The sequence below is a fragment of the Pseudomonas sp. GW821-FHT02A11 genome, assembly GCF_059421985.1.
In genome coordinates, this window is record NZ_JBWKWB010000010.1 from 113,321 (window position 1) to 135,929 (window position 22,609).

The following is a 22,609-nucleotide window of genomic DNA, read 5'->3' on the forward strand; positions in this document are numbered from 1 at the left end:
TCAGGACCTCGGGTCGAAGGCGTCACGCAGCGCCTCGCCAATGAACACCAGCAACGACAAGATCAGCGCAAGTGTGAAGAACGCCGTGAAGCCCAGCCACGGGGCTTGCAGGTTTTGCTTGCCCTGACCGATCAACTCGCCCAGTGAAGCGCTGCCTGCGGGCATGCCGAAGCCGAGGAAATCCAAGGCCGTCAGGGTCGAAATCGCCCCGGTGAGAATGAACGGCAGGTAGCTCAGGGTCGCGTTCATGGCGTTGGGCAGAATGTGCCGCATGATCACCTTGCGGTCATCCAGGCCCAGGGCGCGAGCGGCTTTGACGTATTCCAGGTTCCGCCCGCGCAGGAACTCGGCGCGCACCACGTCCACCAGCGCCAGCCAGGAGAACAGCGCCATGATGCCCAACAGCCACCAAAAGTTCGGCTCGACGAAGCCCGACAGAATGATCAGCAGATAAAGCACCGGCAGCCCCGACCAGACCTCCAGCAAGCGCTGGCCGATCAGGTCCACCCAACCCCCGTAGTAGCCTTGCAGGGCGCCGGCGGCAATGCCGATCAGCGCACTGATCACGGTCAGCGCCAGGGCGAACAGGATCGACACGCGCGAACCGAAAATCACCCGCGCCAACACGTCGCGGGCCTGATCGTCGGTGCCCAGCCAGTTGATGGTCGAAGGCGGGCTTGGGGCGGGTTTGTTCAGGTCGTAGTTGGGGGTGTCGTCGCTGAAGGGAATCGGCGGGAACAGCATCCAGCCGTCGCCCTTGCTGATCAGCTGACGCACGTAGTCGCTGCGGTAGTCCGGCTGGAAGGGCAGTTGCCCGCCAAACTCCTGCTCGGTGTGGCGTTTGAACGCAGGAAAGTACAACTCATGTTGATAACTGAGCACCAAGGGCTTGTCGTTGGCAATCAGCTCGCCGCACAGGCTGATGACGAACAGGCCGCAGAACAGCCACAGCGACCACCAGCCCCGGCGGTTGTTACGAAAGCGTTCGAAGCGACGGCGCGCCACGGGAGAAAGTCTGCGCATCAGGCATTCCTCGCGCTGAAGTCGATTCGCGGGTCGACCAGGGTGTAGCAGATATCCCCGACCAGTTTTATCAAGAGCCCGAAGAGGGTGAAGATGAACAGCGAGCCGAACACCACCGGGTAATCCCGCGACACGGCGGCCTCGTAACTCATGCGGCCCAGGCCGTCGAGGGAGAAAATCACCTCGATCAGCAACGAACCTGCGAAGAACACGCTGATAAACGCCTGCGGGATCCCGGCAACCACCAGCAGCATGGCGTTGCGAAACACATGCCCGTAGAGCACACGCCGTTCACTCAGGCCCTTTGCCCTGGCGGTCACCACGTATTGGCGGGTCACTTCGTTGAGAAAGGAGTTCTTGGTGAGAATGGTCAGCGTCGCAAAACCGCCAATCACCAGCGATGCGACAGGCAGCACAAGGTGCCAGAAATAGTCGGCAATCTTGCCCAGGGTGGTCATCTGATCGAAGTTTTCCGAAACCAGCCCGCGCACCGGGAACCAGCTCAGCGAGGTGCCACCGGCAAACAGCACCACCAGCAGCATGGCAAACAGGAAGGCCGGCATCGCGTAGCCGATGATGATCGCGGTGCTGCTCCAGATGTCGAAATGGCTGCCGTGCTTGACCGCCTTGCGGATACCCAGCGGGATGGACACCAGGTAGGTAATCAGCGTGGCCCAGAGGCCCAATGAGATCGACACCGGCATCTTCTGCAGGATCAGGTCGGTGACCTTGGCGCCGCGGAAGAAACTGTTGCCGAAGTCCAGCCGGGCGTAGTTTTTCAGCATCAGCCACAGCCGTTCATGCAGCGGCTTGTCGAAGCCGTACTGATGTTCGATTTCCTTGATCAGCTTGGGGTCCAGGCCGCGACTGGCGCGGGACTGGCCGGCATTCATGGTCTCGGTATGGCCAGCGCCGATGGCGCCGCCGGCCACGCCCTGCAGCTTGGCGATGGCCTGCTCGACCGGGCCGCCGGGGGCTGCCTGCACGATGAAGAAGTTCACCAGCAGAATGGCGAACAACGTCGGGATGATCAGCAGCAGGCGCCGCATCAGATAGCCGAACATTACTTGACCTCCCAGGGAAGGGCGGAGCTGCCCCGTTGTTGGGCGAACTGATCGGTGGTCAACGCTTGCGGGCTCAACTCCCACCAGGTATCGATGGCTTCGCTGTTGCTGGCCTGCACCTTGGGAATGCCGAAACGGTTCCACCACACCGTGGAGGAGCCTGGTGGGTAGTAGTTGGGTATCCAGTAGAAGCCCCACTGCAGCACGCGGTCCAAGGCGTGGGCGTAGTCGATCATGGCCGGTTTGCTGTCGGCCTTGGCCAGCCCGTTGATCAGCGTATCAACGGCCGGATCGCGCAACACCATGTAGTTGCTGGATCCGGAGTCCTTGGCGACCTTGGAGCCGAAGTTGTTGTACAGCTCCATGCCGGGCGAGGTCGACACGCCGTAGCCGGTCACGATCATGTCGTAATCCCGCGCCATGACCCGGTTCAGGTACTGCGCCGAGTCGATCCGGCGGATTTCGAAGTCGATGCCAATCTGCGCAAGGTTGCGTTTGTACGGCAACAGAATCTTCTCGAAGCCACTCTGGCCGTTGAGGAAGGTAAAGCTCAAGGCCTCGCCTGCGGCATTGACCAGCTTGTCACCCTTGGGCATCCAGCCGGCTTCTTCAAGCAGAGCCAGGGCTTGCAGCTGCTTGTCGCGGATGAAGCCGGTGCCGTCGGTCTTGGGCGTCTGGAACACCGTAGTGAAGACTTCAGGCGGGATCTGGCCGCGCAGCGGGTCGAGAATCTTCAGCTCTGACTCAGTCGGCAGCTGGGTTGCTGCCAAGTCACTGTTGGAGAAATAGCTGTTCTGACGCACATACACATTGCGCATCATCTGCTTGTTGGTCCATTCGAAGTCCCAGAGCATGGCCAGCGCCTGGCGTACGCGGCGGTCCTGGAATTTCGGCCGGTCGAGGTTGAACACGAAGCCCTGAGAGCTTTGCACGGCCCCCGGCGCCAGGTGGGCCCGTTGCAGCCGGCCTTCGCTCAGGGCCGGGCTGTCATAGCGAACGGCGTAGCCGGTGGCTGAGTATTCGCGGTTGTAGTCGTAACCGCCGCCGAGCAGCACCTGGCGGGCCACGTCGGTATCACCGAAGTACTCGACGCTGAAATGATCGAAGTTGTACAGGCCGCGATTGACCGGCAGATCTCTGGCCCACCAGTTCGGGTCGCGTTCGAAGGTAATGCTGCGACCGGGGTCGACCTTGCCGATACGGTACGGCCCGCTACCGGGCGGAACGTCGAAACCGCCGCCGTTGGCGAAGTCCTTGTCTTTCCAGTAGTGCTCGGGGAAAACCGGCAAGGAGGCCAGATCCAGCGGCAGGGTGCGGCTCTCATTGCTCTTGAAGTCAAAGCGCACGGTGGTGGGCGATTCGACTTCAACGCCCTGAACGTCGCCGAATTCGGTGCGATACGACAGGCTGCCCTGGGTCATCAGCAGGTTATAGGTGAAGCGCACGTCATCAGCGGTGATGGGAGTGCCGTCGGAAAATTTCGCCTTGGGGTTGAGATAGAACCGCAGCGACATGCCGTCAGGGGCGCGCTCCATTTTCTCGGCGATCAGGCCGTACACCGTGTACGGCTCGTCCAGGGACTTGAACGCCAGCGGCGAGTAGAGCAGGCCGTTGACTTGGGACACGCCAGTGCCTTTATCGATGTACGGCATGATGTGGTCGAACTGACCGATTTCCTGCGCCGAGCGGCGCATGCTGCCGCCTTTTGGGGCATGCGGATTGACATAGTCGAAATGCTTGAAGTCCGCCGGGTAGCGCGGTGCTTCGCCGTAGACGGTCAGTGCATGTTGCGGAGCAGCGGACAGGGATTGAAAACCCGTAACCAGGATGAGTGTTGCAGCCATCAACGATGAAAAAACAAAACGCATTACACGAATCCTGACTGACGTTGATGCGCAACATCAGGGTTGAAGGTCATGAGCCGACGATTGCCGCCCGCCCTGTGGATTTATCCGGTTGTTCTTGTTCGTTACCTCCGGTGGCAAGGTACCGGATTACCGGGATCTTTGTAACCGCACAATGTCTGTGGTCGTTAACTTGCCGCCGTTGTCGGCAAGGTCTGTAGGGCACTGCCCACGGCAGATTTGGGTGGCGCGCCAAAACGAAGCAATTTCTCTGCCGGAATCGATACAGCACCGGTTTCCTGCGCACTAAACAGAAACGGCCCGCTTTTCAGGGCGGGCCGTTGCTGACATCGCTACGCAGGATCAGTCCTGGCGGCTGGTCACTTCCAGCAGGTGATAACCGAACTGGGTTTTCACCGGGCCTTGCACCACGTTGATCGGCGCGCTGAACACTACGGTGTCGAATTCCTTGACCATCTGGCCTGGGCCAAAGGAACCCAGGTCGCCGCCCTGACGGCTCGACGGGCAGCTGGAGTTGGCTTTGGCGATTTCGCCGAAATCAGCACCGCCTTCGATCTGGGCTTTGAGTTCGTTGCACTTTTCTTCGCTGGAAACAAGGATGTGACGGGCAGTGGCTTTAGCCATGGGAAGGTACTCCTGTGAAAAAAAAGGAAAGAGCCTACCGGATTAAGGGAGGGTTTTCCCGAGAAAGTTCCAGTTCACCCCCTCAGCGGTGCGATTGCTGTGGCATCGGCTATAGACCCTTGCTTACGAGCAAGGCGGCGTGATCCACGTACAGCTGGACCGGGTCTATGCCGTCGCGCACCAGTCCTGCTGTCTGATTGATCGTGTCGGCGTGATCCATTGGGTAGTCGGAGCGGATGACCCTGCCCAGGTGCGAGCTGTTACGCCCGACAAGGCCGTCGTTTTCAGCCGTTTCGTGTTCGAACAGCAACGCGTAGCTGCGCAAGGCCAGGTGCAGCGGGTCCAGGGCGTTGCGCCCTTCGCTCGTCAGAGAGTCCTTGATGCAGCCACTCCATGAGTAGTAGTGCACACCGTCGACGCGCTCATCGCCTTCGCCACCGCTTTCCCGTGGCAGGCCTTGGGGGTAGGCGCGGTTGAATTGCGCAACGCCTTCGATGGTTAAGGCATCAAGCGCACGAAGCGGATCCTGAGGTAACCCCGGATGTCCACTCAGCAGGGACAGAAAATAGCCGAAGCCGGCCACGATTCGTGCTGCCTGGCGTTCAGGCACCTGGCCGGGCGTGAACGCGCGCCGCACCTTGTCTGCGACTTCCGAGCCGTGATTCGGGCCGCTGACGGACGTCACGGATGCGACGCACTCCGGCCGAACGGCGGCAGCATACCGACAGGTCAAAGCACCCTGGCTATGGCCGATGAGATTGACCTTTAGGTAACCCGTGCGCTTGAGAAAACGTTCGATCTGCTCAAGCAACTGCTCGCCGCGCGTCTCGTTGTCGTGGATGCCCGACAGGGTGGGGATGTGTACACGACATCCCGCTTTCTCCAGCGCTTCGCTGATGCCGTAAAACATCGGAAAGGTGGCGATGCGATCGAACCCGAACAGGCCATGAACCAGCAGAATCGGGTATTTGGTGGTGATGCGAGGGTCATCCATGGTGGTGCTCTCCCGTGACTGAGGCGAGCGAGATTAACCACATCGAGCAGGCGTGGTTGCCGGTGGGGAGGGGCTTTCAGCAGAACGTTATAAAAGGAAGGAGCGAGGTATGAGGCTTGTTTTAGAAGGGGTTGAGCCTTGGTCCGTCTGGAGAATTTGATGCGTCCGATGGTAGCTGACAGCGCGTCCTACAGCTTCAATCCAGAATGTGAAGCCTGCCTGCTGCTTGCGGTGACAGGCGTCCAGGAAGCGGGCGTCATGGGCTGAGCCCGCTTCCTGTGTCCAGACGTTACCGGTAGCGGAGTTTATCCACCGCCTCGCGCAGCAAGCGCTCGGTGCCGTCCCAGCCCAGGCAGCCGTCGGTCACCGAAACCCCGTAGCGCAGGGACTCGCTCAGGGGCTGGCAGCCTTCGAACAAGTGGCTTTCCAGCATCATGCCAATCAGGGTGCGATCACCGGCCAGGCGCTGCTGCAACACATCGTTGAACACCTGCGGCTGACGCAGCGGATCCTTGCCACTGTTGGCGTGGCTGCAGTCGACCATAATGCGTGCGGCAATGCGGTTTTTGTCCAGACTGGCGTTGACCTTGCCGACGCTCTGCGCATCGTAGTTCGGCCCGCTGTGACCGCCGCGCAGCACGATGTGGGTGTCCGGGTTGCCTTGGGTTTCGATAATCGCGGGGTGACCTTGACGATCGATGCCAAAGTGGCGATGGGCATGGGCGGCCGAGCGAATCGCATCGCAGGCGACGGACACCCCGCCGTCGGTGCCGTTCTTGAAACCCACTGGCATTTGCAGGCCGCTGGCCATCTCTCGGTGGATCTGCGATTCGGTGGTGCGCGCACCGATGGCAACCCAGCTCAGCAGGTCGTCGAAGTAGCCCGCGGCCATGGGCTGCAGCAGCTCGGTGGCGATCGGTAAACCGAGGCTGATCATCTCGCGCATCAAATGACGGGACAGCGTCAGACCTGCGGCCATGTCGTCCGTGCCGTCCAGGTGAGGATCGTAAGCGAGGCCTTTCCAGCCCACGGTGGTGCGGGGTTTTTCGACGTAGGCGCGCATCACCAGCAGCATCTGATCGCTGACCTCGGTGGCCAGGCTGGCCAGGCGTTCGGCGTATTCGAGAGCAGACTTGGGGTCGTGGATTGAGCAGGGACCGACGATCACCAGCAGACGCGAGTCTTCACCGTTGAGAATGGCCCGGACCGACTGGCGGTGGACGGCGATCTGGGCGGTCAGTGCAGCATTGAGCGGCAGCTGGTTTTTCAGCGCCAACGTGCTGGGCAGACGTTGTGGGGCAGGGCGGCTGTCGATCAAGGTCACAGGGCTGGACGGCAGGTCAGACAGGTTTTGAGCAGCGACGGACGAATTCATGGTTAAGGCTTCCTGGTCGGCGGGCGTTGTCCCGCGCGGACCTACTGGGGTGTTCGACAATTGGCTGTATGAGCCGGCTGTGTTGATTCGCCACCTGTCAGTGACCGATCGGAGGCGGCTGGCTGTCCCGAACGGAGGTTGCTAAATCGCCAGGCGAAGTCGATGTCGTTGCGGTAATAGGTGCTGTAGTTCATGTGCGGTGTCCTCGATTCGAAGCGTTAGTCAGTTTTACAAAGGCCAAAAAAACGAAACCCCCGGTCGGGAGGCCGACCGGGGGTAGAGTTATCTCTGGTTGGCGTCCCGTTATTCGTGGGCGCCGTTTGGGTATCAGGCGCGCCAGCGGCTAAACCAATACCCATAAAAATAAGAAGCGACAGAGCCTGCGGCGGTTGCTTCCCACGCAGCCAGATCCGCCACCTGACGCGTTGCGTCGGCAGGGTGCTGAAGCTGTGAGTGGGAAGAATGCAACATGGTGTGTCTCCAAAGAATGAAGGCGAGCTTACTTCAGGCGTGGGCAATGATTCAATTGGAAAATTCCATCAGCTTGATTGAGCCGCAACGGGCTGTGTCTATAAAGTGTCGTGAGAAGGGATCAGGAGGATCAATCATGGGAAGTCGCGCCCTGCGTCTGGTGCCTGCGGCGGATGAGCATCTGCACTTCGCCCGCGAGCTGACGCGGGTCAACATGCGCGACTATTACGTGCGCTACGGCCTGGTGTGGCAACCCGAAGCCTTCGATGCCGAATGGCCGACTCGGGAGAGTTATCTGATTGAAAAGGGCGGGCAGGTGATCGGTTTTCTCGGGCTGACCATCGAAACGGGCTACCTGTATGTTCGCGATGTTCAGTTGATCGAGGCGTATCGGGGCGAGGGTGTCGGTGCTTGGGTCATGGCATGCGTCGCGCAAATGGCCTGGGACCGGCAATGCGCGAGCTCAAGGCTCAAGGTATTCAAGAGCAACCCGGCAGTCGGGTTGTATCTCAGGCTCGGTTACACCCAAGTGGGGGAAGAGGCTGCATTGTTCTGGATGGAACGTGCGGTAGATAAGCGCTGATTGACGGTTCTCGTAATATTTGATGGTGCGCTTAACGCCACTGCGGTCGGATCTGCCAGTGTAAGTAAGTAACTTCGCGAAATATCCTGTGCGGCACTGCGCCGAACTCAGTCATTCTGTGTCGTGATCACTCGGCGACTGCGGCGGTATCACGCCTATTTTCATTCCCAACAGCACGGCGACCTTGTGGGACTCCCCGCGACGGCCCTTTTTTCGACCGGACAGAATCTGATAAGTCGTGGCCGGGTCGACGCTGTTTTCCCGAGCAAACTCTTGAACAGATTTACCCTGTTGTTCCAGCCAGGCCTTGGCTTGTGCTGCGGTGCGTATTCCGGGCATAGTTCAAAACCGTTCAAGTCTGTTTAAATTTATCTGGATTCTACCATTCGTAAGGATGGGGTCAACAAGGTTATGCATTCAAATGAGTGGAATTGGAGCCCGGCTTAGGGAAGAACGCGAGCGCTTGGGTTTGTCGCAACGAGCGTTTGGAGAAATCGGTGGCGTCGAGCCCAACGCACAGGGCAAATACGAAAATGGAGACCGCACGCCTAAAGCGGACTACCTGGCCGCCGTCGCGGGCAGGGGCGTGGATGTGCTGTACGTACTGACCGGTTCTCACACGCCCGCACCGATCGAAAACCTCAGCGAAGTCGAGGAGTGGGTGCTGGGCAGCTACCGCACGCTGGTTAAAGAGGATCAGGACGCCATTCTGCGCTTGACCACCACGCTCGCCGAGTACAAGGCGACCTACGCAGCGGACAAGAAATATCCTACGGACGAAGATTGAGTTCTTTTAGGCAAGCGTGCGTTGGAAGATTTTTTGCAAGTTTCCTCGTCAGTAATGATAGCTTGTCATCATCTTTACGGATTCTCTGGTATGGCCCGCCGAGGCAGTGTTTCGCGCTAGGTCCTGCACTTTCTTTTTTGCTAAGGTGACGAGCAATCGTCATAAATCGTTTTTGTGGGGTGTCTGCTTGATTAGGGTGCTGGTTGTCGATGACCATGATCTGGTTCGGACAGGTATCACGCGCATGCTCGCTGACATCGACGGTCTGCAGGTGGTAGGGCAGGCTGATTCCGGCGAGGAGTCGTTGAAGAAAGCCCGCGAGCTCAAGCCTGACGTGGTCCTGATGGACGTTAAAATGCCAGGCATCGGCGGTCTCGAAGCCACGCGCAAAATGCTGCGCAGTCATCCTGATATCAAGGTCGTCGCCGTCACGGTGTGTGAAGAAGACCCGTTTCCCACCCGCCTGCTGCAAGCCGGTGCGGCGGGCTACATGACCAAGGGCGCAGGGTTGACGGAAATGGTTCAGGCCATTCGCCTGGTGTTTGCCGGCCAGCGTTACATCAGCCCGCAAATTGCCCAGCAACTGGCGCTCAAATCGTTCCAGCCGCAAACCAGCAATTCGCCGTTCGATCTCTTGTCCGAGCGGGAAATCCAGATTGCCCTGATGATTGTCGGTTGCCAGAAGGTGCAGACCATTTCCGACAAGCTTTGTCTGTCACCCAAGACCGTGAACACTTACCGCTACCGTATCTTCGAGAAACTGTCGATCGGCAGTGACGTCGAGCTGGCCTTGCTGGCTGTGCGTCACGGCATGGTCGATGCCAGCGCCTGAAATGACCCAGCCGTTTGATCCCAGCGCCTTTCTTGCCACCTGCAGTGGCCGTCCCGGTGTGTATCGCATGTTCGATACCGAGGGGCGGCTTCTTTATGTGGGTAAAGCCAAGAACCTGAAGAAGCGCCTCGCCAGCTATTTCCGAAAAACCGGTCACGCGCCCAAGACCGGCGCGCTGGTGGCGCGTATCTCCCAGGTCGAAACCACCATCACCGCCAACGAAACCGAGGCGTTGTTGCTGGAGCAGACCCTGATCAAGGAGTCGCGCCCGCCCTACAACATTCTCCTGCGTGACGACAAATCCTACCCCTACGTGCATTTGTCCGACGGCGAGTTTCCGCGCCTGAGCATTCATCGCGGCGCGAAAAAGGCCAAGGGGCGGTACTTCGGGCCCTACCCAAGCGCCGGGGCGATTCGCGAGAGCCTGAGCATCCTGCAGAAGGCCTTTCACGTGCGTCAGTGCGAGGACAGCTTCTACAAGAACCGCACGCGGCCGTGCCTGCAATATCAAATCAAGCGTTGCAAGGCACCCTGCGTCAACCTGGTCGAGCCTGAGGTCTACGCCGAAGACGTGCGTCACTCGGTGATGTTCCTTGAAGGGCGTAGCAACGCCCTCAGCGACGAGTTGAATGCGCTGATGGAAAAGGCCGCGATGGCGCTGGACTTCGAACATGCCGCCGAGTTACGTGACCAGATCGCGCTGCTGCGGCGTGTGCAGGATCAGCAGAGCATGGAGGGTGGTACGGGCGATGTCGATGTGGTTGCGGCGTTCGTCAACCCGGGCGGTGCGTGCGTGCATTTGATCAGCGTGCGCGGCGGGCGAGTGCTGGGCAGCAAGAATTTCTTCCCGCAGGTCGGGATTGAAGAGGAGGTCGGCGAAGTGATGTCGGCCTTCCTCGCTCAATACTTTCTGGGCGGCGGCGAGCGCGAATTGCCCGGCGAGGTGATCGTCAATGTGGTCAACGAGGATTTCCCGGCATTGATCGAGGCCATCGACGCCTCTCGTGGGCGGGAAATCACGATCAGCCATCGGGTACGTGGCACTCGCGCGCGCTGGCAACAACTGGCCGTCACCAACGCCGAGCAGGCACTGTCGGCGCGATTGGCGAATCGTCAACACGTCGCCGCCCGCTTCGAAGCGCTGGCCGAAGTGCTCAAGCTCGATGAGCCGCCGCAGCGTCTTGAATGCTACGACATCAGCCACTCCAGCGGCGAAGCGACCGTAGCGTCTTGTGTGGTGTTCGGACCGGAAGGGCCGATCAAGTCCGATTACCGTCGCTACAACATCGAAGGTGTGACCGCCGGTGACGACTACGCAGCCATGCACCAGGCGCTGACCCGACGTTTCGGCAAGATCAACGACGGCGCCGGCAAGCTCCCGGACATCCTGCTGGTGGACGGCGGCAAAGGCCAGTTGAACATGGCTCGCGATGTACTCAACGAACTCGCTGTGCCGGACCTGATCCTGTTGGGCGTCGCCAAGGGCACGACCCGCAAGGCCGGTTTTGAAACCCTGTACCTGAATGATGTCGCCCACGAATTCACGCTCAAGGGAGATTCCCCCGCACTGCATTTGATTCAGCAAATTCGCGACGAAGCCCACCGTTTTGCAATTACCGGACACCGAGCTCGGCGCGGCAAAACCCGCCGCACCTCGACCCTTGAGGGCGTTGCCGGCGTGGGGCCGACACGGCGCCGTGACCTGTTGAAACACTTCGGTGGGCTGCAAGAATTGTCCCGCGCCAGCATCGAGGAAATCGCCAAGGCACCCGGAATCAGCAAAAAGCTCGCAGAGTCGATTTATGCGAGCCTGCACAGCGAGTAGAATGCCCGCTCACCTCGTAGCCAGTTGTGCCGATGAATATCCCTAATCTGATCACCGTATTACGTGTCCTGCTGATTCCGATCTTCATTCTGTTGTTCTATTTGCCGTATTACTGGAGCTACATGGCGGCCAGTTCGGTATTCGCCATCGCAGCCGCCACCGACTGGCTGGACGGCTATCTGGCTCGCCGCCTGGAGCAGAGCACGCCCTTTGGCGCGTTTCTCGACCCGGTCGCGGACAAACTGATGGTGGCTGTGGCACTGGTATTGCTGGTGCAGGTCCACGCCAATTTCTGGCTGACGCTGCCGGCGGCGGTGATCATCGGTCGCGAAATCGTGATTTCCGCCTTGCGCGAATGGATGGCCGAACTGGGCGCTCGCGCTCAAGTGGCGGTGTCCAATCTGGGCAAATGGAAGACCGCAGCGCAGATGCTCGCGCTGGTGATCCTGCTGGCCAATCCACCCGCGTTCACCTTCTGGGTTGTGTTGGGCTACGTGTTGCTGATGATCGCGGCGGGCCTGACCCTGTGGTCGATGCTGCAATACCTCAGGGCAGCATGGCCGCATTTGCGCACGACCACTGATGAGAAGCAGAAGCCATCTGCGTAGGAATATGCGGGATTGTTGAGTGACCCCAAAGCGCTATCGGCGAAAAGCTCACGTGGCCCCGCGCAATGATAAGCCCTCAATTAGCACCATGTTGAGGGCTTGGCTTTTGTTCTGGCCACCTTAGAAGTGCTTGAGACGTGTGATGTGAAGGCTAAGACGGTTGATCGCCTTCGTAGTCTTTGAGGCCAATTTTTCATGGTTGAAAAAACGCCCGGCCACGACGTATGGAGACTGTTCGATGCCTTTCGGGAATGATTTTTCATACTCGAGCATCGCCGGCTTGAGCTTTGTAATATTGTCCTTCAGCAGTTGTTGATGTTTTTCCAGTTCCGTGATCATTAGGTCTATCTTGTAAGGACTTTTTCCTGCCATTGATGAGGAATAATCATCTGTGATATCTACAAAGTCGACTGCATGTTCTCCAATTTTTCCTACAACCGTCGAAAAAGTTTTTCGCGCTGCGGCAGCGGTTAAGTTCATGATGCCCTTGGGCGTTTGCGGGTTGTATCTGTCTACCGTGTCCTTGGCTTTTTCCAGGGACAGTAGTTTTCTTCTTGCGTTATTCCATACGTTCTCGGCATTCAAAGGGGTGGTTTTTAGATGGATCGGAGGCGCCATGCCGAACTTGTCCTTTATAGGCTCAATAATCGCGGATTTCACGACGAGACCGGCTGCGCTCCCTAAAGCCGCACCTGCCAATCCCCCAGCCGGCCCTGCCAAGGAACCCACAGTAGCACCAACCGCTGCGCCAGTTCCCGCCGAGAATGACATTAATCCCACGCGCTTGCCCAGGCTCTTGTTACGAGCCGAGTGGCTGTAAATGTTGTCATGTTGCCGCGCCATTCTTCCCAGACTTAGATCAAGTTCTCCTATGACAGTTAGGTGAACTTCTACTTCTTCTTCGAGTAACGGGCGCAGTTGCTTTCTTAGATTTCTGGCTGCCATTCTGCTCGCATTTGACGGGGGGTGGGTCGATTGATTAGTCAAATGGCTGATCTCATTTAATTCGTTCATGATCTCATCGACGGTTTCCCGACCATCTAAATCGAAAAATGATAGAGGGTTGTTTTGGACGAACTGATATAGGTTCAGGCCGTCTGTCTTGCCACCAGGATCGGGATTAATCCAGCGTTGCAACCACGGCGCATAATACCGATAACCATAATAATAAAGCCCCGAAGCATCCCGCTCTTTTCCGGAATAACGAATCGTTTTGTAGTAGCCTTCAAGTGAAGATTGCGCCGCCCACCACGCCGTTCCCCCGAAGGGTAAGTAACCCTCATGGCTCAGCAGTCTGGCATCGTCGTCCCACTCCATGGTGCAGGAGCCAAGATGATCGGTGAGGCTGTAACGCAGCTGATTCTGTGAAGTACCCTCCGGTTTTCCATTGACCCAGTGCAAGCAACGCACGTTGCTGCTACCGGCTTGCAAGACGATGACTTCGAGGTGTTCATCCTTCTTTGCCGCTGTCCCGCATGTTCTAAGTTCGAGTCCCGGCAGGTAATAAACGTTTTCAATGCGAGTTGTGCCTTGCGTTCGAAAGGTTCGCTGTTTACGCAGTCGCTGGTCGCTGCCGTCATATACATAGACTTCTTCATCGTCCGCGCCATTGGCGCGGGGGATGGTCACGACCTTTTGCAGTTGATTGCGCAGCCCCCATTGCAGCCCCTGGCCCGGTTGAAGTGCGAGCAGGTTGCCCGCGCCATCGAACGCGGTGTCGAATCCCGGCGTTGCATCGGTTTTCAGCAGGCTGCGATTTGAGTTCGGGGCAACGTCGAAGCTTCGAGTGTATGTGTTGCCATCGCGCACATGACGCAACTCCAGCATGTTGCCGCCCTGATCGTAGCGATAGGTCTCCCGGTAGTTGAGTAACTGGCTGGTGTCGCCGGGATTGGGGGCTGCTGCATCGGGTGGACGGTGACTGTCGCTGCTGTCCACCGATTCTCGACCTGTCGCTTCTACCAGCTGGTACAGGCTGTCGTACCGATAGAGATTGGTCGGGGCGACTTCCTGATTGCGAAAGAAACGGGTTGTCTGGGTGGTTTCATTGATCTGGGTGACGTTACCGACAGCGTCGTAGCGGTATGCGAGTTCCTGCGCAAGCGTATCGTGCGCAAAGGTACGAGTCGTTTCGAGTCGCTGGGTGACCGGATCGTAAACCCAGGTCCTGACGACACCGTTGCCGAGGGTCTCGCGTTCTGTCTGGCCCATTGCGTTGCAGTCAACCCCGCCGAGGATCAGCGTTTCGGCTTCCTCCTTGAGTGTCAGCCAGGCCTGCCGGGTCGAGCCTTCGACGTTATGGCCGAAACGCTGCCGGTTTCCTGAAGCATCCGTCTGCGTGATCAACTGGGTGAGTGCGTTAAAGGTTGATCGGGTGATTTTTTCCGGGGTGGTAGGAGGCGATCCGGACCAGTCCGGCAGTTCAGTCTCCTGCAGGAATTGCCTGCTCTCGGTCAGACATTGCCCTAATACGCTGAACTCCGAGGACGTGGTGAGGCCCGCGCCGTCATGAAGCGTAATCATCTGTCCGCATTGGTTGTGCTTGGCGCTGTCCTCACTGCTGTCTGCGTAAATAAAGCGAGCCATGGTTCGCGTGACGTTATCGGGCGCCGTTTCGCCTCTGCTGATCGGTCGCAGGATGGCGTCATACTCGTTGGACCAGGAGGCACCTTTGGTTTCCCAGCTTCGCTCGACCACCCCTGACTCGCGCAGCAGGGATAAATCCCAGCCTTCGTCGACGCTGATACTCAACAGTGGAACGCCTGACAAATTGTAGTGGTGCGTACGGTTGGGCTGGGTTTGCGAGTCTTCCTGAGCCCGAGCCCACAACCGAGCGTCCCATAGCTTGATGACGCGTCCCGCAAGATCGAACTCCACTGCCGAAACATCCTCTCGCGTGGCGTCGTCATCTGGCAGGCGATGAAAAGCAACGTTTCGAACCGCCAGCGCGCGGCTGTCCAATACCGTGAGCAGGGGTGTGTGACTGAAAGTATCCATACCTTCGCCAAGATCCTGTAGAGACGACGTGACGCGCTTGGGCGATCCTGCGCGCAGGCCCCTGAGTCGTCTACTGTCAGAAGTGACAGTGGGACCATGCTAGCGGGCTTCGCGTGCGCGGGATGTGCCCACGCCTTGAGCGATCACGGTCATGTCAGCGATTGCGGACGAGGAAAAATAAGTATTTTTAAATCAAGGGGTTGACGGGGTCATTTGAATCTATAGAATGGCGCCCACACCAAGCGGGAATAGCTCAGTTGGTAGAGCACGACCTTGCCAAGGTCGGGGTCGCGAGTTCGAGTCTCGTTTCCCGCTCCAGTTTGTATGCATTTAGCGTTAGTTGTTGGAGCGTTAGGTGTTTGGGGCCGAGTAGCAAAATGGTTATGCCGCGGATTGCAAATCCGTTTACGCCGGTTCGATTCCGACCTCGGCCTCCACTATGAATGAGCTCTGTAGATCGATGATTTACAGAGCTTTTTTATTTGTGCTTGATCCCGTTTTAGTTGCATTTCGACGCGTTTCAAGCTTGCTACACCGGGTAGGGATGTATATATTCCCAGCTCTTGTCGACGTTGTAAGCCGGTTATCTGAAGGCCCAAACGAGCGACACGCAACATCGCCCTGATGGTGAAATTGGTAGACACACCGGACTTAAAATCCGTCGTCCGAAAGGATGTGCCGGTTCGACTCCGGCTCGGGGCACCATCCAGATCAGGCGCTCACGGAGAAATCCGGAGCGCCTGAGTCGTTTCTGGCTTTCCGCTTCCAGAAATCCTTCCGCAGCTCACTTTTTTTATTGATTTTCTTGCCTCCGTCTTCCGATGGAGTGGGCAACCTGCGTCGTTCAATTGTCATCACAAGCAGCCCAGGTCCAGCCATCGCGTCACTCACCGATTCAGGCGCAGCCACTCATCCGCAACGTCGCCCATGGTCAACGCATTCTGACCCTTGATCCACGCCATGAGCGGCCGGTCGAACTTGAACGCGTCGCCGCATTGCGAAACGAGAAACCGGCGCACGTTCTGCGTGTTGCGGTAGTGCTTGTCCAGCGGTGTAGTCCGGGTGATGGGGTCTGAGTGCCAATCGAAGGCCATGGTCATTCCTTGATGTCTGCCAATACCTTAGCCAAAAACGGCCCAGTTCGACTCGTCTTTACGTTGACCACTTTCTCTGGCGTGCCATTGGCCACGATTTTCCCGCCCTGATCACCGGCCCCTGGCCCGATATCAATGACCCAGTCACTCTGCGCCACAACGCGCATTTCATGTTCGACCACGATGACGGTGTGGCCGCTGTCGACGAGCGTGTTGAGTTGTTTGAGCAAACGATCAACGTCGCTGGGGTGCAGGCCGGTAGTGGGTTCGTCGAGGACGTAGAGGGTCGCGCCGCGGGCGTTGCGTTGCAGTTCGGTGGCCAGTTTGATGCGTTGGGCTTCGCCGCCCGACAGTTCGGTGGCGGGTTGGCCGAGGCGCAGGTATCCCAGGCCGATGTCGCGCAGCACAGTCAGTGAGCGCAGCACGGCAGGCTGCTCGGCGAACACGTCGACGGCCTGATCGACCGTGAGTTGCAGCACTTGGGCGATGTTCAGGCCTTGCCACTGGATGGCCAGGGTCTGCGGGTTATAGCGGGCGCCGTGGCAGGTCGGGCAGGGGGCGTAGATGCTGGGCATGAACAGCAGTTCGACGCTGACGAAGCCTTCGCCTTCACATTTTTCGCAGCGACCTTTGGCGACGTTGAAGGAGAACTGACCAGCATCAAAGCCTGCGGTTTGCGCCTGTTCGGTGGCGGCGAAGAGTTTGCGCACGTTGTCGAACAGGCCGGTGTAGGTCGCAAGATTTGAGCGGGGTGTGCGGCCGATGGGTTTCTGGTCGACCTGCACCAGGCGTCTGATCGACTCCAGCCCAGCAGCGATGCGGCCTGAGGTGAACTGCGGGGCGTCGTCTTCCAGGCTCGGCTCTTCCTGATCACTGGCCGGTGCAGGCTTACCCAGTTCGGTGCCCACCAGTTCCAGCAGCGCCTGGCTGACAAGGCTTGACTTGCCTGAGCCGGAAATGCCGGTGACTGAGGTAAAGCACGCCAGCGGAAAAGCTGCGGACAGGTTATCGAGGTTGTTGCGGGTGACGCCTTCCAGACGCAGCCAGTCTTTCAGCGTACGGCGTTCAGTGCGCAGTTCGTTGTGCTCGGCGAACAGGTGCTCGCGGGTTTTTGAGGCTTCTACCTGTGCCAGGCCTTGGGGCGGGCCGCTGTACAGCACGCGGCCGCCATGTTCGCCCGCAGCAGGCCCGACGTCCACCAGCCAATCGGCGCGACGCATGGTTTCCAGGTCGTGCTCGACCACGAACAACGAATTGCCCGAAGCCTTGAGTTGCTGCAGGGCGGCGAACAGCGCTTCGCTGTCAGCGGGGTGCAGGCCAGCAGAGGGCTCGTCCAGCACGTAAATCACGCCGAACAGCTGTGAGCCCAGTTGCGTGGCCAGGCGCAAACGTTGCAGCTCGCCGGAGGACAGCGTAGGCGTGCTCCGATCCAGGGCCAGATAGCCCAGGCCCAGGTCAGTCAGGGTGCTGACCCGCGCGAGCAGGTCCTGTGCGATGCGCTGCGCGGCGAGGGTTTTCTCGATGGAAGTGTCTGCGTCGCGATGACCTTCAGCCACAGGGCGCAATACGTGCGCCAGACGCAACAGCGGCATCTGTGACAGCTCGCCGATGTCCAGCCCGGCGAAGGTCACCGACAGCGCCTCGCGCTTGAGGCGTTTGCCGTCGCACAGCGGACAAGGGCTGCCGCGCATGAACTGAGCGACGCGCTTTTTCATGAGGGCGCTTTGGGAATGAGTGAAGGTATGCAGCACATACCGGCGCGCCCCGATAAAGGTGCCCTGATAGCTGGGTTCGAGTTTGCGCTTGAGGGCGACGCGGGTTTCTTCCGGCGTCAAGCCTGCGTAAACCGGTACGGTGGGTTGTTCTTCGGTGAACAGAATCCAGTCGCGCTGCTTTTTCGGCAAATCGCGCCACGGGATGTCGACGTCGTAGCCCAGGGTGACCAGAATGTCGCGCTGGTTCTGGCCCTGCCACGCCAAGGGCCAGGAAGCGACGGCGCGCTGGCGGATGGTCAGCGAATCGTCGGGCACCATCAGCTCCTGCGGCACTTCATACACGCGGCCCAAGCCGTGGCATTCGGGGCAGGCGCCCTGAGGCAGGTTGGGCGAGAAGTCTTCGGCGTAGAGCATCGGCTGGCCGGCCGGGTAGTGGCCGGCGCGGGAGTAGAGCATGCGAATCAGGCTCGACAGCGTCGTTACGCTGCCCACTGACGAGCGCGTGCTGGGCGTGCCGCGCTGCTGCTGTAGGGCCACCGCAGGCGGCAGACCTTCGATGGAGTCGACATTGGGCACGCCAACCTGATCGATCAGGCGTCGCGCATAAGGCGCCACGGATTCGAAATAACGGCGCTGCGCCTCGGCATAGAGCGTGGAAAACGCCAGTGACGATTTCCCCGACCCCGATACACCGGTAAATACCACCAGGGCATCGCGGGGGATGTCGACATCGACGTCCTTGAGGTTGTGCTCGCGAGCACCCCGCACGCGCACGAAACCCGGTCGCTCCGGAGCAACGGTAAGCGAGAGGGGCGACTGGGCGTAGGCGTTGTCGGACAGGTGTGGCGCTGAGGTCATGAGCGGGCCTTGGTGTGCGATGTCAGTAAGCAGAGCTTACTGGGCATCGGGGACTTTCGGGGTGTGTCCGGCGTCGTCGTGATCGCCGCCAGTCAAAGGTTGTTCCGTGCGCGTTTCCTGAGTGCGTTCGCGGTCGTCGGCGACATCGGCTGGACTGGCATCGGGGTCGTTGATCTTTTCACCGGGAATGTGAGCGTGATCGGCTGTCATGATGATTCTCCTGTGGGTGCTTGCAGGGCTTGGGCCGCCTGCAGACCTTGTAGAAATCCCGCCAGGGCTGCTTCTTCGAGACGCAGGCCCTTGCGCTGCCGCGAGCGAGGCAGTTTGGCCAGTTCGCCAATGACGAAGGCCTCCAGAACCGCCGGGTGGATATAGCATTTGCGACACACCGCCGGGGTGTTGCCCAGCAGGCGGGCCACTTCTTTTACCATCGCGACGATATGTTTCTTCGCATCGGCCTCAGGCTCCCAATCCAGCTTGCGCAGGGTCGCCAGGGCCATCGCGCTGCCCGCCCAGGTGCGGTAATCCTTGGCGGTGAAGTCGGCGCCGGTCAGCTCGTGCAGGTATCGATTGATGTCAGAGGAGCTGACCGTGTGGCGCTGGCCGTCTTCATCCAGGTACTGAAACAGGTTCTGCCCAGGCAGCTCCATGCAGCGTTTGATGATGTTGGCCAAGCGCCGATCGGTGACGCTTAGCTGGTGCTCGACGCCGCTTTTGCCACGAAACTGGAAGAGGATCTTGCTGCCATGCACGTCGACGTGTTTGTTGCGCAGGGTGGTCAGGCCGTAGGAGCGATTGTCCCGGGCGTACTGGCTGTTGCCGATGCGGATCAGCGTCTGGTCGAGCAACGACACCACCGCTGCCATCACCTTTTCCCGCCCCATGCCCGGCGCCGCCAATTGCGCTTCCAGTTGTTTGCGCACTTTGGGCAAAACCAGGCCGAAGGCGATCATGCGCGAGTACTTGTTTTCATCGCGCACCTCCCGCCAGCGCGGGTGATAACGGTACTGCTTGCGCCCGCGCGCATCGCGGCCTGTGGCCTGCAGGTGGCCTCTGGGATCGGCGCAGATCCACACATCTTTATAAGCGGGCGGGATGACCAGCGCGTTGATGCGCTTGATCTCGGCCTCGTCGCGAATGCGTTCGCCGTCGGTGTCGAAATAGGCGAACTTGCCGCGCAGGATCTTGCGCGTGAAGCCCGGCTGACTGTCGTCGACGTAGTGCAGGTCCTTGGGCAGGGCTTCGGGGGAGAGGGCGTCCGACATAAAAGGGCAATCCTGAGTACTGGTCTTTGCATTGACCGTTCAGGTGCACGGTGGTGCCGATTATTTGATTGGAACGGCGGGGCGCGGCTCAAACCAGCAACGCCACCGATTTGATCTGCGCCCACAGTGACTGGCCGGGATGCAATTGCAGGTGATCTCGCGAGTACCGCGTGATGCGCGCCAGCAACGGCGTGCCGGCGGCGTCCAGGCGAACGAGCACGTGGGCGGCGTTGTCGGCGGGGATTTCGCTGACCACCGTCACCGGAAGGCGATTGAGGATGCTGCTCTGATCGTCGGCTCGCAGCGACAGGCTGACATCGCGCGCCGGCACCTTGAAGCGCAGGGGCTTGCTCATTTCCAGCGCGCCATGGGCGACGCGAAGGGTCAGATCACTCCTGGGGATGCGCACGGTGACCAGATGGTACGCCGCGTCATAAGCGATGACCGCACCTTCGATGACCACCCCCGCGTCATCGCCCATGGCCAGTGGCAGGTCGAGCCGCGCCAGGGTTTCGCCAATCGGGCCGCTGGCCGAGGCCTTGCCGTCGCTGAGCAACACTAGGTGATCGGCCAGTCGCGCCACTTCATCCTGGGAGTGGCTGACGTAGAGCATGGGGATATCGAGTTCGTCGTGCAGACGTTCCAGGTACGGCAGGATTTCGCCCTTGCGGTGGGCGTCCAGCGCCGCCAGCGGCTCGTCGAGCAATAACAGGCGCGGGCTCGTGAGCAGGGCGCGCGCGATACCGACCCGCTGACGTTCGCCGCCGGATAATTTGTCGGGCTGACGAGTCAGCAGATGATCGATGCCGAGCAGGGTCGTCGCCTGTTTCAGATCGACCTGTCTCGCGTTGGCGGCGATGCGCTTGAGGCCAAATTCCAGATTGCCCTGCACGGTGAGGTGCGGGAACAGGCTGGCTTCCTGAAACACGTAGCCCAGCGAGCGCTTGTGCGGCGCGACGAAAATGCCCTTGTCGCTGTCCTGCCAGACATCGCCGTTGATCGAGATGAATCCGCGGCTGGCTTTTTCCAGCCCGGCGATGCAGCGCAGGCAGGTGGTCTTGCCGGACCCGGAATGCCCATACAGCGCCGTGACGCCACGCCCCGGCAGGGACAGGTCGACGTTCACGGCAAATTCAGGGAAGTCCACGTTCAGGCGGACTTCGAGGGTTGAGATCGTCACGCGTCAGCTCCAGGCCGATTTGGTCTTGCCGCTGGAGTAGAGCGCCAACAGAACCAGGAAGGAGAACACCAGCATGGCACCGGCCAGCCAGTGGGCTTGTACGTACTCCATGGACTCGACGTGGTTGTAGATCTGCGTCGACACCACGCGGGTTTTTTCAGGGATGTTGCCGCCGATCATCAGCACCACGCCAAACTCACCCACGGTGTGGGCAAACCCCAGGATCGCACCGGTGACGAAACCGGGACGGGCAAGGGGCAGCACCACCGAGAAGAAGGTGTCCCACGGGTTTGCACGCAACGTTGCGGCGACTTCAAGGGGCCGCGGGCCGATGGCCTCGAAGGCATTCTGCAGCGGCTGCACCACGAACGGCATCGAATACAGCACCGAGCCGATCACAAGCCCGCTAAAGCTGAACGTCAGCGTGCCCAGCCCGAGGCTGTGGGTCAGCTGCCCCACAGCGCCGTTAGGCCCCAGCAACAGCAGCAGGTAAAACCCGATCACCGTTGGCGGCAGCACCAGCGGCAGCGCCACCACCGCGCCCACCGGGCCCTTGAGCCAGGAACGGGTGCGAGCCAGCCACAGCGCGATGGGGGTGCCGACGATCAGCAGGATCACCGTGGTCAGCGACGCCAGTTTGAGCGTCAGCCAGATGGCCGCAAGATCGGCACTGCCCAGCGGCATTTACAGCTGATACCCGTAGGACTTGATCACGGCAGCCGCTTTCGGCCCTTTGAGGTATTCCATCAGTGCCTTGGCGGCCGCGTTGTCCTTGCCTTTGTTGAGAATCACTGCGTCTTGCTTGATCGGCTCATGCAGGTTGGCCGGGACGATCCACGCGGAACCGCTGGTGAGCTTGCCATCTTTATAGACTTGCGACAGCGCGACAAAACCCAGCTCGGCGTTGCCGGTCTGCACGAACTGATAGGCCTGGGCGATGCTCTGGCCTTCGACGATCTTGGCTTTGGTGGCTTCGGTCAGGCCTTCTTTTTCCAGCACCTGAGTGGCGGCCAGGCCGTAAGGCGCGGCTTTCGGGTTGGCGATGGACAGGTGCTGGTATTCGTTTTTCTTCAGCACGGCGCCTTTGTCATCGACGTAACCTTCCTTGGCCGACCACAGGGCCAGCGTGCCGACGGCGTAGGTGAAGCGTGAGCCTTTGACGATCTCGTCTTCGCTTTCCAGCTTGGCGGGGGTGGTGTCGTCCGCGGCTAGGAACACTTCGAATGGCGCGCCGTTCTTGATCTGAGTGTAGAACTGGCCCGTGGCGCCGAAGGAGGCGACCAGCTTGTGGCCGGTGTCCTTCTCGAAATCCTTGGCGATGGCCTGAATCGGCGCGGTGAAGTTGGCCGCGACGGCGACCTGGACTTCATCGGCAAATGCGCTGTTGGCCGACAGGGCGGCGACCGCGATGGCCAGGGATTTGAAAGTGACGCGAAGGGACATTGCGCG

The 22,609-nt window shown here is 59.7% G+C and carries 20 protein-coding genes and 3 tRNA genes; 8 read left to right on the forward strand and 15 right to left on the reverse strand.

Annotated features, from left to right (window positions below; genetic code table 11):
• The 6 genes from AC07V9_RS16330 to AC07V9_RS16355 form a co-directional block, all read right to left on the reverse strand.
• Entirely contained in the window at nucleotides 1-1,023 is a 1,023-nt protein-coding gene (locus tag AC07V9_RS16330; RefSeq protein ID WP_495016708.1) for an ABC transporter permease, read from the reverse strand.
• The gene (locus AC07V9_RS16335; RefSeq protein WP_495016709.1) at nucleotides 1,023-2,087 is read right to left on the reverse strand and encodes a microcin C ABC transporter permease YejB; all 1,065 of its coding nucleotides are present in this window, start codon (nucleotides 2,085-2,087) and stop codon (nucleotides 1,023-1,025) included. The genes AC07V9_RS16330 and AC07V9_RS16335 overlap by 1 nt, the downstream gene beginning before the upstream one ends.
• The gene (locus AC07V9_RS16340; protein WP_495016710.1) at nucleotides 2,087-3,955 is read right to left on the reverse strand and encodes an extracellular solute-binding protein; all 1,869 of its coding nucleotides are present in this window, start codon (nucleotides 3,953-3,955) and stop codon (nucleotides 2,087-2,089) included. The genes AC07V9_RS16335 and AC07V9_RS16340 overlap by 1 nt, the downstream gene beginning before the upstream one ends.
• Before the next feature lie 339 nt (nucleotides 3,956-4,294).
• The gene (locus AC07V9_RS16345; protein WP_495016711.1) at nucleotides 4,295-4,576 is read right to left on the reverse strand and encodes a peptidylprolyl isomerase; all 282 of its coding nucleotides are present in this window, start codon (nucleotides 4,574-4,576) and stop codon (nucleotides 4,295-4,297) included.
• 109 nt (nucleotides 4,577-4,685) lie between these two features.
• Nucleotides 4,686-5,570, reverse strand: a complete 885-nt coding sequence (locus tag AC07V9_RS16350) for an esterase/lipase family protein (RefSeq protein ID WP_495016712.1) — start codon at nucleotides 5,568-5,570, stop codon at nucleotides 4,686-4,688.
• Between the two features lie 289 nt (nucleotides 5,571-5,859).
• Entirely contained in the window at nucleotides 5,860-6,945 is a 1,086-nt protein-coding gene (locus AC07V9_RS16355; RefSeq protein ID WP_495016713.1) for a 3-deoxy-7-phosphoheptulonate synthase, read from the reverse strand.
• A gap of 607 nt (nucleotides 6,946-7,552) precedes the next feature.
• Here AC07V9_RS16355 and AC07V9_RS16360 point away from each other — a divergent pair.
• A complete protein-coding gene (locus AC07V9_RS16360) occupies nucleotides 7,553-7,999 on the forward strand; it encodes a GNAT family N-acetyltransferase (protein WP_495016714.1) in 447 nt (148 codons plus the stop codon).
• Between the two features lie 111 nt (nucleotides 8,000-8,110).
• On the opposite strand, the gene AC07V9_RS16365 is transcribed toward AC07V9_RS16360, so the two are convergent.
• A complete protein-coding gene (locus tag AC07V9_RS16365) occupies nucleotides 8,111-8,338 on the reverse strand; it encodes a DNA-binding protein (RefSeq protein WP_495016715.1) in 228 nt (75 codons plus the stop codon).
• 82 nt (nucleotides 8,339-8,420) lie between these two features.
• On the opposite strand from AC07V9_RS16365, the gene AC07V9_RS16370 reads away from it, so the two are divergent.
• From AC07V9_RS16370 to pgsA, 4 genes are all read left to right on the forward strand, one after another.
• Nucleotides 8,421-8,786, forward strand: coding sequence for a helix-turn-helix domain-containing protein (locus AC07V9_RS16370; protein WP_495016716.1), 366 nt, complete (start codon nucleotides 8,421-8,423; stop codon nucleotides 8,784-8,786).
• A gap of 187 nt (nucleotides 8,787-8,973) precedes the next feature.
• Nucleotides 8,974-9,618 (forward strand): response regulator transcription factor GacA, encoded by a 645-nt coding sequence (gene gacA / locus AC07V9_RS16375; RefSeq protein ID WP_341958204.1) that lies wholly within the window; start codon nucleotides 8,974-8,976, stop codon nucleotides 9,616-9,618.
• A 1-nt stretch (nucleotide 9,619) separates the two neighbouring features.
• The gene (uvrC, locus tag AC07V9_RS16380) at nucleotides 9,620-11,443 is read left to right on the forward strand and encodes an excinuclease ABC subunit UvrC (RefSeq protein ID WP_495016775.1); all 1,824 of its coding nucleotides are present in this window, start codon (nucleotides 9,620-9,622) and stop codon (nucleotides 11,441-11,443) included.
• A 32-nt stretch (nucleotides 11,444-11,475) separates the two neighbouring features.
• Nucleotides 11,476-12,051: a CDP-diacylglycerol--glycerol-3-phosphate 3-phosphatidyltransferase gene (gene pgsA / locus AC07V9_RS16385; RefSeq protein ID WP_495016717.1), complete on the forward strand. Its 576-nt coding sequence runs from the start codon at nucleotides 11,476-11,478 to the stop codon at nucleotides 12,049-12,051.
• 120 nt (nucleotides 12,052-12,171) lie between these two features.
• Here pgsA and AC07V9_RS16390 read toward each other — a convergent pair whose 3' ends face one another.
• Nucleotides 12,172-15,048, reverse strand: a complete 2,877-nt coding sequence (locus AC07V9_RS16390) for an RHS repeat domain-containing protein (protein WP_495016718.1) — start codon at nucleotides 15,046-15,048, stop codon at nucleotides 12,172-12,174.
• A gap of 242 nt (nucleotides 15,049-15,290) precedes the next feature.
• On the opposite strand from AC07V9_RS16390, the gene AC07V9_RS16395 reads away from it, so the two are divergent.
• The 3 genes from AC07V9_RS16395 to AC07V9_RS16405 all read left to right on the forward strand — a co-directional run bounded on the left by AC07V9_RS16395 (nucleotide 15,291) and on the right by AC07V9_RS16405 (nucleotide 15,753).
• Nucleotides 15,291-15,366, forward strand: a tRNA-Gly gene (locus AC07V9_RS16395).
• 45 nt (nucleotides 15,367-15,411) lie between these two features.
• Nucleotides 15,412-15,485, forward strand: a tRNA-Cys gene (locus AC07V9_RS16400).
• Nucleotides 15,486-15,666: 181 nt separating this feature from the next.
• Nucleotides 15,667-15,753: transfer RNA gene (locus AC07V9_RS16405), tRNA-Leu, on the forward strand.
• A gap of 182 nt (nucleotides 15,754-15,935) precedes the next feature.
• On the opposite strand, the gene AC07V9_RS16410 is transcribed toward AC07V9_RS16405, so the two are convergent.
• From AC07V9_RS16410 to modA, 7 genes are all read right to left on the reverse strand, one after another.
• Nucleotides 15,936-16,142 carry a DUF6434 domain-containing protein gene (locus AC07V9_RS16410; protein ID WP_495016719.1) on the reverse strand — a complete coding sequence of 69 codons (207 nt, stop codon included), beginning with the start codon at nucleotides 16,140-16,142 and terminating at the stop codon, nucleotides 15,936-15,938.
• 2 nt (nucleotides 16,143-16,144) lie between these two features.
• Nucleotides 16,145-18,715 (reverse strand): excinuclease ABC subunit UvrA, encoded by a 2,571-nt coding sequence (locus AC07V9_RS16415; RefSeq protein WP_495016720.1) that lies wholly within the window; start codon nucleotides 18,713-18,715, stop codon nucleotides 16,145-16,147.
• A gap of 36 nt (nucleotides 18,716-18,751) precedes the next feature.
• Nucleotides 18,752-18,925 carry a hypothetical protein gene (locus tag AC07V9_RS16420; protein ID WP_495016721.1) on the reverse strand — a complete coding sequence of 58 codons (174 nt, stop codon included), beginning with the start codon at nucleotides 18,923-18,925 and terminating at the stop codon, nucleotides 18,752-18,754.
• Complete coding sequence (locus AC07V9_RS16425) at nucleotides 18,922-19,980, reverse strand: DNA topoisomerase IB (RefSeq protein WP_495016722.1); 1,059 nt, start codon at nucleotides 19,978-19,980, stop codon at nucleotides 18,922-18,924. Before AC07V9_RS16425 ends, AC07V9_RS16420 begins: the two co-directional genes overlap by 4 nt.
• 88 nt (nucleotides 19,981-20,068) lie before the next feature.
• The gene (gene modC, locus AC07V9_RS16430) at nucleotides 20,069-21,154 is read right to left on the reverse strand and encodes a molybdenum ABC transporter ATP-binding protein (RefSeq protein ID WP_495016776.1); all 1,086 of its coding nucleotides are present in this window, start codon (nucleotides 21,152-21,154) and stop codon (nucleotides 20,069-20,071) included.
• 9 nt (nucleotides 21,155-21,163) lie between these two features.
• Complete coding sequence (gene modB / locus AC07V9_RS16435; RefSeq protein ID WP_495016723.1) at nucleotides 21,164-21,844, reverse strand: molybdate ABC transporter permease subunit; 681 nt, start codon at nucleotides 21,842-21,844, stop codon at nucleotides 21,164-21,166.
• Nucleotides 21,845-22,603 (reverse strand): molybdate ABC transporter substrate-binding protein, encoded by a 759-nt coding sequence (modA, locus tag AC07V9_RS16440; protein ID WP_495016777.1) that lies wholly within the window; start codon nucleotides 22,601-22,603, stop codon nucleotides 21,845-21,847.
• Nucleotides 22,604-22,609 lie beyond the last annotated feature (6 nt).

What these genes read in the sequence shown, in the direction of transcription:
- AC07V9_RS16330 (WP_495016708.1), bottom strand. Translation starts at nt 1,023, where the DNA reads ATGCGCAGACTTTCTCCCGTGGCGCGCCGTCGCTTCGAACGCTTTCGT.
- AC07V9_RS16345 (WP_495016711.1), bottom strand. Translation starts at nt 4,576, where the DNA reads ATGGCTAAAGCCACTGCCCGTCACATCCTTGTTTCCAGCGAAGAAAAG.
- AC07V9_RS16335 (WP_495016709.1), bottom strand. Translation starts at nt 2,087, where the DNA reads ATGTTCGGCTATCTGATGCGGCGCCTGCTGCTGATCATCCCGACGTTG.
- AC07V9_RS16365 (WP_495016715.1), bottom strand. Translation starts at nt 8,338, where the DNA reads ATGCCCGGAATACGCACCGCAGCACAAGCCAAGGCCTGGCTGGAACAA.
- AC07V9_RS16340 (WP_495016710.1), bottom strand. Translation starts at nt 3,955, where the DNA reads ATGCGTTTTGTTTTTTCATCGTTGATGGCTGCAACACTCATCCTGGTT.
- AC07V9_RS16360 (WP_495016714.1), top strand. Translation starts at nt 7,553, where the DNA reads ATGGGAAGTCGCGCCCTGCGTCTGGTGCCTGCGGCGGATGAGCATCTG.
- AC07V9_RS16425 (WP_495016722.1), bottom strand. Translation starts at nt 19,980, where the DNA reads ATGTCGGACGCCCTCTCCCCCGAAGCCCTGCCCAAGGACCTGCACTAC.
- AC07V9_RS16420 (WP_495016721.1), bottom strand. Translation starts at nt 18,925, where the DNA reads ATGACAGCCGATCACGCTCACATTCCCGGTGAAAAGATCAACGACCCC.
- uvrC (WP_495016775.1), top strand. Translation starts at nt 9,620, where the DNA reads ATGACCCAGCCGTTTGATCCCAGCGCCTTTCTTGCCACCTGCAGTGGC.
- AC07V9_RS16415 (WP_495016720.1), bottom strand. Translation starts at nt 18,715, where the DNA reads ATGACCTCAGCGCCACACCTGTCCGACAACGCCTACGCCCAGTCGCCC.
- pgsA (WP_495016717.1), top strand. Translation starts at nt 11,476, where the DNA reads ATGAATATCCCTAATCTGATCACCGTATTACGTGTCCTGCTGATTCCG.
- modA (WP_495016777.1), bottom strand. Translation starts at nt 22,603, where the DNA reads ATGTCCCTTCGCGTCACTTTCAAATCCCTGGCCATCGCGGTCGCCGCC.
- AC07V9_RS16350 (WP_495016712.1), bottom strand. Translation starts at nt 5,570, where the DNA reads ATGGATGACCCTCGCATCACCACCAAATACCCGATTCTGCTGGTTCAT.
- AC07V9_RS16390 (WP_495016718.1), bottom strand. Translation starts at nt 15,048, where the DNA reads ATGGATACTTTCAGTCACACACCCCTGCTCACGGTATTGGACAGCCGC.
- modB (WP_495016723.1), bottom strand. Translation starts at nt 21,844, where the DNA reads ATGCCGCTGGGCAGTGCCGATCTTGCGGCCATCTGGCTGACGCTCAAA.
- AC07V9_RS16355 (WP_495016713.1), bottom strand. Translation starts at nt 6,945, where the DNA reads ATGAATTCGTCCGTCGCTGCTCAAAACCTGTCTGACCTGCCGTCCAGC.
- AC07V9_RS16410 (WP_495016719.1), bottom strand. Translation starts at nt 16,142, where the DNA reads ATGGCCTTCGATTGGCACTCAGACCCCATCACCCGGACTACACCGCTG.
- AC07V9_RS16370 (WP_495016716.1), top strand. Translation starts at nt 8,421, where the DNA reads ATGAGTGGAATTGGAGCCCGGCTTAGGGAAGAACGCGAGCGCTTGGGT.